Annotated in this window: 7 protein-coding genes; 4 read left to right on the top strand and 3 right to left on the bottom strand. The window is 68.4% G+C overall.

Annotation, left to right across the window (positions count from 1 at the left end; all coding sequences use genetic code 11):
- Positions 1 to 758 (bottom strand): hypothetical protein (locus tag VFV09_14250; GenBank protein ID HEU4868871.1); only part of this gene is annotated, 758 nt, incomplete at its 3' end.
- A gap of 131 nt (positions 759 to 889) precedes the next feature.
- Between VFV09_14250 and VFV09_14245 the strand changes: the two genes are divergently transcribed.
- From VFV09_14245 to VFV09_14235, 3 genes are read left to right on the top strand one after another with little or no spacing between them, the layout of a single operon-like run.
- Positions 890 to 1,903 carry an extracellular solute-binding protein gene (locus VFV09_14245; protein ID HEU4868870.1) on the top strand — a complete coding sequence of 338 codons (1,014 nt, stop codon included), beginning with the start codon at positions 890 to 892 and terminating at the stop codon, positions 1,901 to 1,903.
- Positions 1,904 to 1,958: 55 nt separating this feature from the next.
- Positions 1,959 to 3,593: an iron ABC transporter permease gene (locus VFV09_14240; GenBank protein HEU4868869.1), complete on the top strand. Its 1,635-nt coding sequence runs from the start codon at positions 1,959 to 1,961 to the stop codon at positions 3,591 to 3,593.
- Positions 3,590 to 4,696: an ABC transporter ATP-binding protein gene (locus VFV09_14235; GenBank protein HEU4868868.1), complete on the top strand. Its 1,107-nt coding sequence runs from the start codon at positions 3,590 to 3,592 to the stop codon at positions 4,694 to 4,696. Before VFV09_14240 ends, VFV09_14235 begins: the two co-directional genes overlap by 4 nt.
- Before the next feature lie 160 nt (positions 4,697 to 4,856).
- On the opposite strand, the gene VFV09_14230 is transcribed toward VFV09_14235, so the two are convergent.
- Positions 4,857 to 5,018: a hypothetical protein gene (locus VFV09_14230; GenBank protein ID HEU4868867.1), complete on the bottom strand. Its 162-nt coding sequence runs from the start codon at positions 5,016 to 5,018 to the stop codon at positions 4,857 to 4,859.
- Positions 5,019 to 5,186: 168 nt separating this feature from the next.
- On the opposite strand from VFV09_14230, the gene VFV09_14225 reads away from it, so the two are divergent.
- Positions 5,187 to 6,932 carry a lysylphosphatidylglycerol synthase domain-containing protein gene (locus VFV09_14225; GenBank protein HEU4868866.1) on the top strand — a complete coding sequence of 582 codons (1,746 nt, stop codon included), beginning with the start codon at positions 5,187 to 5,189 and terminating at the stop codon, positions 6,930 to 6,932.
- On the opposite strand, the gene VFV09_14220 is transcribed toward VFV09_14225, so the two are convergent.
- Positions 6,815 to 7,876 (bottom strand): FAD-dependent oxidoreductase (locus VFV09_14220; protein ID HEU4868865.1); only part of this gene is annotated, 1,062 nt, incomplete at its 5' end. The genes VFV09_14225 and VFV09_14220 overlap by 118 nt on opposite strands.

The raw sequence follows: 7,876 nt of genomic DNA, 5'->3' as shown, positions 1-7,876 counted from the left end.
TGGCCGAACAGGTACCCCGCGCCCGCCAGGGCGAACACCCCGGTCACCACCATCACCTCCCGCCGGCGGCCGGCACGATGCAGGCGCCACAGGGCCAGAAGCGCAAGGACCGCCGCCACCGGGATGAACTTGGTCCCCAGCCACACCAGCCCGACGATGCTCACGACGAACCCAGCGAGGCCCCGATTCCCCAGCGGCCCCGTAATGCAGGCGATTCCGGCCGTCACGGCGACGGCAGCCGGCACCTCCGGGTAGATCTGGCTGCCGTACACCGCGAAGGGCGACGACGCGGTCAGGACGCCGACCACCAGCGCCGACGGCCAGACCGCAACTGCAAAGCGACGGACCGCCGTCCACAACATCAAAGCCGCAAGCAACCCGGCGAACAAGGAAAGCGTGAGCTTGGCGCCCAGCCACCCGCCCGCCGCGGCGCCGGGAACCAACAGGGCCGGAAGGAGGGGGTCGTGGGGGCTCACCATCCGGCCGCGGTCGAGCACCTTGGCCTGGGGTTTGATCTTCACCTCGTGAAATTCCCGGTAGCGCTCCTCATCGAGCTCGTCGGAGATGTCCAGCGACCGGTCCTCGGCAAGGCTGATCGCAGTAAGCAGGTACTCGGGCTCGTCGGCGGTGATCCGGGCCCCGTAGGAGGAGCGAATCGGGGCGCCGACGGCAGCCGCGAAGGCCGCCAGGACAAAGACCAGGACCAGTGCTGCAGGCAGGCCTTTTGAAATTTCCGGGGCTTTCCCTAGGCGGTTCATCAGGTTATCCTAAGCACGAAATGTAGGCAGACCTAAGAGTGCTGCCGCAGGGTTGAGAGCATCACCAAAGCGTAGGTGAAATTAGCTGCGCACCGGCTGGCTTCGGGCCCAACGCCCGGCAAGGAGGAATGTTGATCGGCAAAGCGCGGCTTGGATCTGCACTGGTGAGCATGGCTCTGGTCGCCTCGGCAGGCTGCACCAACAAGGGCTCGGAGGAGACCGTCCGGGTGTATTCCGGCCGCCACTACGGCGAGGAGGAGACCTTCAAGACGTTCTCCGAAGAAACCGGCATCAGCGTCGAGTTCCTTTTCGGCAGCGACGCCGAGCTGCGGGAGCGAATCGAGGCCGAGGGTGAGAATACCCAGGCCGATGTGTACATGACCGTCGACGCCGGCAACCTGTTCCTGGCCGCCGACGAGGGCGTCTTCCAATCGCTGGAATCCGAGGTTCTCACCGACGCCATCCCGGAGAGCCTCCGCGACCCCGACAACCAGTGGTTCGGGCTGGGCGTCCGGGCCCGCACGATCGTCTACAACCCCAACGAGGTCAAGCCCGAAGAGCTCTCCACCTACGAGGCCCTTGCCGATCCCGAGTGGAAGGGCCGGGTCTGCATGCGGGACTCGTCGAACGTCTACACGCAGTCGCTGGTCGCCAGCCTGATCGCCCACCATGGCTACGACGGAGCGGTGAACATCCTCAGGAGCTGGGTGGCCAACGAAACCGAGATCCTCGGCAGCGATGTCCTCGTCCTCGAGACCGTCGCCGAGGGCGGGTGCGACGTAGGCATCACCAACCACTACTACCTGGCGCAGCAGCTCGACGAGGACCCGGACTTCAACGTCAAGGCATTCTGGGCCAACCAGGGCGACCGGGGGGTGCACGTGAACGTCTCCGGCGCAGGGGTCACCAAGAACGCCGACAACCCCGACCTGGCGAAGCAGCTGCTCGAGTGGCTGGCGACCGAGGGACAGGACGACTTCACCAACTCCAACCACGAGTACCCGGCCAACCCGGACGTCGAGCCCGACGAGCTGGTGCTGAAGGAGTTCGGCAACGACTTCAAGCGGGACCCGCTCGGCGCCGCCGACTACGGGTCGCGCAACGCCGACGCCATCCGAGCCATGGACGAGGCCGGCTACGAGTAGGGGCATCCACCTGCCAACCCCGGTGCGCCGGGGTCGCCGGGGCTGGACCCTCGGGGTGACCGTCATCGCCCTTCTGGCGGTGGCCCCGGTGGCGGTTATCGCCTGGAGCTTGCTGACGCCGAGCGTCGAGATCTGGCGCCACCTGTGGGAGACCCGTCTGCCTGAGATGTTGACCTCCACCCTGGCGCTCCTAAGTCTGGTGATCCTGGGAACTCTGGTACTCGGAGGCGGCCTGGCCTGGCTGGTCTCCGGTTACGACTTCCCCGGTCGCAGGGCGCTCGCGTGGATGCTGGTGCTGCCCCTCGCCATGCCGGGCTACATCCTGGGCTTCGTCTTCATGTCGACCTTCGGATTCACGGGCCCGATCCAGGGGGGGCTGCGGGCCGTCTTCGGGCGTGACGTCTGGGTGCCCGAGATCCGGTCGGTGTGGGGGGCGGCGCTGGTTTTCTCGCTCTGCCTCTACCCCTACGTCTACCTGCTGGCCCGGGCCGCGATGCGGGAGCAGGCCACCGCCAGCTACGAGGTCGCCCGCAGCCTGGGTTACAGCCACCTGAAGGCCGCGTGGAAGGTCATCCTGCCGATGGCCCGTCCGTCGTTGATCGCCGGGCTGACCCTGGTCACGCTTGAGACACTCACCGACTTCGCCACGGTCATCTACTTCAACGTCCAGACCGTATCCGTGGGCGTCTACCGGGTGTGGAAGGGGATGTTCGACCGAGACGCCGCCAGCGAGCTGGCCTCCCTGGTCCTGCTGTTCGCACTCGGGCTGCTCGTCCTGGAGCGGGCCCTGAGAGGCAAGGCCCGGTACACCCAGCAGGGCGGCGGGAGCCGGCAGCTTCCCTCCAAGAAGCTCTACGGCGCCCGCGCCTGGGCCGCGACGGGAACCTGCCTGCTGGTGCTGACGCTGGCCTTCTTCGCTCCGGTTGCCCAACTCGCCGCATGGGCGATCGGGCAAGCAGTCCGGGGCACCGGAGGAGTCGACTCCCGGTTCTTCTCCTACCTCTCCAACAGCGCCCTGCTGGCGGTCGCTGCGGCCGGGCTGGTTGCCCTGGTCGCCATCGGCGTCACCAACGCCCGCCGCTTTGCCGGGGGCCGCTACGTCCGGTCGATGTCCCAGCTGGCGACCACCGGGTACGCGCTGCCGGGGCCGGTCATCGCCATCGGGGTCCTGCTGGTCCTCGCCTGGGTCGACCGGGCGCTCAACTCCGTCGGGATCCAGATCCCGGGGCTGCTGGTCACCGGGTCGCTGGCCGGCGTGGTCTACGCCTACGTCGTGCGTTTCATGGCTCTCGGGGTCAACGGCATCGACGCCAGCCTGCAGAAGGTGCCGGAGGAGCTCACGCTGTCCGCTCGCAGCCTGGGGGCCACCCCGGCCCGGGTTATGCGGCAGATCCACTTCCCTTTGACAAAGACCGGCGTGGCGGTAGCGTTGTTGTTGGTGGGCATCGACGCCTTGAAGGAGCTTCCGATGGTGCTTCTGCTCCGGCCGTTCGGCTTCGACACCCTGCCGGTATGGGTCTGGCAGCTTGCTGCGGAGTCCCGGTGGGAGTCGGCGGCGCTTCCATCGCTTACGATTATCGCCGCCTCGCTGGTGCCGGTGGCGCTGCTTACCCGGAGCCTGCGGGGTTCCGAGGCCGAGGTGCTGCTGCCCACCACCAGCAAGACGATTTTTGAGGATGTCCGGGTATGAGCAGCAGGCGAGAGGGACTGACCTTGCAAGAAGCGCACATCGACCGTTCCACGCCCCCGGCCGCCCCCGCCGTCGAAGTGCGCGGTGTTTCCAAGCGGTTCGGCTCCACCACCGCCGTCGACGACGTCAGCATCAGCCTGGGTCACGGCGAGTTCCTTACCCTCGTCGGGCCGAGCGGGTGCGGCAAGTCGACCCTGCTCCGGATGATCGCCGGCCTGCTGGAGCCCGATGCGGGCGAGGTCCTGCTGAACGGAAAGAGCGCCTCCTCCCCCGGCCGGTGGGTCCCCCCGGAGGACCGGGCGGTGGGCCTGGTGTTCCAGGAGAACACCCTGTTCCCGCACCTGACCGTCGCCGGCAACATCGGGTTCGGGCTGGGCCGCCGGTCCAAGTCCGCAATCGCAAAGCGGGTGGCCGAGGTCCTGGACCTGGTGGAGCTCCCGGCGCACGCCGATCGGTACCCCCACGAGCTCTCGGGCGGAGAGCGCCAGCGGGTGGCCCTGGCGCGGGCGATCGCCCCGGAACCGACCGTCCTGCTGCTCGACGAGCCTTTCGCCAACCTCGACCCGAACCTGCGGGCGCAGGTCAGGCTGCACACGGTCGAGATCCTGCGGAAGGCCAGGGCGTCGGCACTCTTTGTCACCCACGACCAGCAGGAGGCGATGTCTGTCGGAGACCGGGTGGCCGTGATGGGTAAAGGCCGGGTCGAGCAGATCGGTTCTCCTAAGACGGTGTTCCACCTGCCGCAGAGCCACTTCGTAGCGTCGAGCCTGGGCGAGGCGTACTTCCTCCCCGCCACCTACTCGGGCAACGGCAGCCTGCACACCGAGGCCGGGCCCTGCGAGTGCCCGCACGACATCTCGGGGACCGAGATGGAGATCATGGTCCGGCCGCACGACGTGACGTTCGTCGAGGACCCGGGCGGCGGGTCGGTGGTCACCTCGGTCGAGTTCCTGGGGGCATTTCTGCTGTACGAGGTTCAACTACCCTCCGGCAGCCGCCTGCGATGCCTGTTGCCCCACACGGTCGAGGTGGAACCTGGAGCGCAGGTCAGGGTCCAGCTGGCGCACGGCCACGTGCCGGTGGTCCTGCCGGTTCCCCGCTAGGACGCCGGCCTCATCGTTTTCTCGGGGGGACCCAGACGTCCTGCTGCCTGTTAGGCGACTGGGACGCCGGCCGTAGGACGTCTGGACTCGTCAGATCCCCGAATCCGGAACCCGGCCTTCATTCAGCGCAGGTTCCGGGCGTCGTGAGCTTCCCTACTTCTTAGGGCTTGAGGGGGTTCGCCATATCCTGGCCCCCGGTGTCCTGCTGGGCGTTGGTGCCCTGGGTGTCCTGGCCTTCACCGGCTTCGCCGGCTGCGCCCATTGGAGTCTGCCCCGGCTCTTTACCCTCGTCGGTCATCTGAGGGTCGGTCGGTTCGTTCATCGCCATAACGCTCCTCCTTTGCCGAAATGGGTCGTGGAACTTTTAGCTACCCCCGGCCGGTCGGGGTAAACGCGCAATTCGGGGGAGATTCCGCCGGGCCGGGCCTCGCTCTCCCGCCTCCATTAGGCTAGGCTTCGCAGCCATGTTAGGACTACCTAAAGTCGACCGGTGATCTTCACCCGGATCGCCAGGATGTTCCGGTTCCGCATCCCGATGTGGCTGGCCTGGACCGCCGGCCTTGCGTTCACTGCAGGATCCGCGTGGTTCATGCGCTCCAGCTTCGACTCCGCGGCCCTGGAGTCCAGCTGGGAAGCGGTAAAAGGGGCCCCGCTCGCAGTGGCCGTCGTCATGGGCGTCTACTTCACCGCCTTCGCCTTGCGGGCCCTGGTATGGCGCAACGTGGTTCCGGGCGTCACCTTTGCCCACGCCCTTTCCGCCATTCACCTGGCGGTCGCGGGAAACCACATCCTCCCCCTTCGGCTGGGCGAAGCCCTGCGGGTCACCAGCGTCGTCAAGCGCACCTCGCTCGCTTTGAAGGAAGCGACAGCCTCCTCGCTCACCCTCCGGGCGGCCGATGCGCTGGCGTTGGCCGGCCTTCTGGTTGTCCTGGGCCCCGGGCTGGCGCTCCCCCGGCTCGCCGGTGCGTTCGGGGTTCTGGCGCTCACCCTTCTTGCGGTGCTGATCGGCGGGCTCTGGTGGATGAAGAAGCTGCGCCGACTGGAGACCAGCGCCCTGCGGATGCCGGGGTCGTTTGTCGCCCTGGGGTCGCTGGCCGCGTGGCTGTTGGAGTCGGTTGTGATCTGGCAGGCCGCGCACTGGGCCGGCATCCCGATCAGCGCCACCGACGCAGTGCTGGTAACGGCGGCGACGATCTTCTCGCAGGTCCTGGCGGTGGCCCCAGGCGGCTTCGGGACCTACGAGGCTGCGGCGATGGGCATGCTGGTCCTCCTCGGCGCTGGGTCCGGTCCGGCCCTGGCCGCAGCCCTGACTGCCCACGCCCTGAAGACCGCCTACTCGTTGATCGCCGGAGCGGTGGCGCTCGTCACCCCGGCTCCCGGGCTTTTCGGACGGTTCCGTCTCCCCAGAATCCAGTCGCTCCCACCGGCCGGGCCGCCCCCGGATGGTGCCCCCATCGTCTTCTTCCTGCCGGCCCGCAACGAGGAGGCCAACGTCGCCGGCGTGGTCGCCCGCATGCCGGAGCAGGTCCAGGGCCGCCCGGTGGAGTGCGTGGTCATAAACGACGGGTCGACCGACCGGACCGCCACGGTCGCCCGGCTCGCCGGAGCCCGGGTGGTCGAGCTGACCGAGCGGCACGGCTTAGGGGCCGGAGTAAGACGGGGCCTGGCCGAGGGCGCCGCCCGGGAGGCGGCCGCCGTCGTCTTTTGCGACGCCGACGGAGAGTACGACCCGGCGGAGCTGGAACGCCTGGTGGCGCCGATCCTGGCCGGCGAGGCGGACTACGTTGCAGGCTCCCGCTTCTCGAGCGGCAGCCGGAGGATGAAAGCCCACCGCAACCTCGGCAACCGGCTGCTGTCCCTGGTTCTTTCGGTGATCGCCCGCAGGCGGATCTCGGACGGCCAGAGCGGCTACCGGGCGCTGTCCCACCGGGCGGCCGCGGCTGCAGAGCTGGTCCACGACTACAACTACGCCCAGGTCCTGACTCTCGACCTGCTCGGCAAGGGTTTCCGCTACGCCGAGGTGCCGATCAACTACCGCTTTCGCACCGAGGGGAAAACCTTTGTCCGCCTTCTGCCCTACCTACAGGCGGTGATCCCGGCGGTGCTTCGGGAGATCAATCAGTCCTCGACGACGTGGGAGGCGAAGCCGGCCATGGACGACGCCCAGGCCTCTTCGTCGAACGAGCCGTCCGACCCGAGGGCCCCGGCCGCCGCCCAACCCATGTCCAGCGCATGATGCGAGTTGTTGTGGGCGAACAGACCGTGCCGGCCGAAGGTCAGTAGCCCCGGAAGCGACCCCGCCCAGGCGAGCAGCGTTTCGAAGGACTCCGAGTACCCGAGGTCGTAAACCGGGTAGGCGGCCGGCACCCGTTTGACGAAGACCTCGACCGGGTCGACCGCAGGCAGGTCCATGGCCGCCAGTGCCTCCTGAACTATCCTGCCGAGGGCGGCATCGCCCGTCCCCCAAATCGCATCGCCGGCCGCGCAGGGGATCTCCGCACACAGGACCGTCCGTTCGGGCGGGTCGTCACCGGACCGGTAGTTCTTCGGCTCCGAGATTCGGGTGATCGGGGTCCCGCCGTCCGGCACGTAGTGAGCGTCGAACTCGGTGTACTGCGCGACCGGCAGCACCAGGTAGACCAGGACCATCGCCCGGGACCGCAGCCGGGCGGCGGCGTCCAGCACCCCGCCGGGAGGCGCCGGGTCGAACAGCCGGGCCAGGACCGGCAACGGGATCGTGGACCACAGCAGCCCGGATTCGACCGATGCCCCGCCGGCAGTCACCCGAAAGCCTTCCGGGAGGCGCTCCACCCGTTCCACGGTCGTCCCGCGCCGGATGTCCGCGCCCGCCCGTGTTCCCGCCGAGGCCAACTCCTCCCACAGCTGCCCGAACCCCTTCTTCGGGTAGTAGAAGATCCCGCCCGCCTTGCCCGACCCGGTCAGCTTGCGCAGAAGCTTGCCGGCGGCGTTCCCGCTGACCCGACGCCGGGCCTGCTCACCGTCGATCTCCCCCGGCTCCAGGCCCCACATCTTCCGGGCGTAGGGGAAGTAGAAGCGTTCGCACATCGTCGGACCGAGGCCGGCAAGCAGGAGGTCGGCGAAGGTCTCGCCCTTCGGTTTGCGGAGGGGCGCCAGCGCCGCATCCCGGCCGGCCGCCAGGGCGAAGCTGGGGGGCAGGTT

The sequence above is a fragment of the Actinomycetota bacterium genome (assembly GCA_035759705.1).
Taxonomy (GTDB): domain Bacteria; phylum Actinomycetota; class CADDZG01; order JAHWKV01; family JAHWKV01; genus JAJCYE01.
The sequence above is the reverse complement of the archived record's forward strand: the minus strand, read 5'-3'. Positions and strand labels throughout refer to the sequence as shown.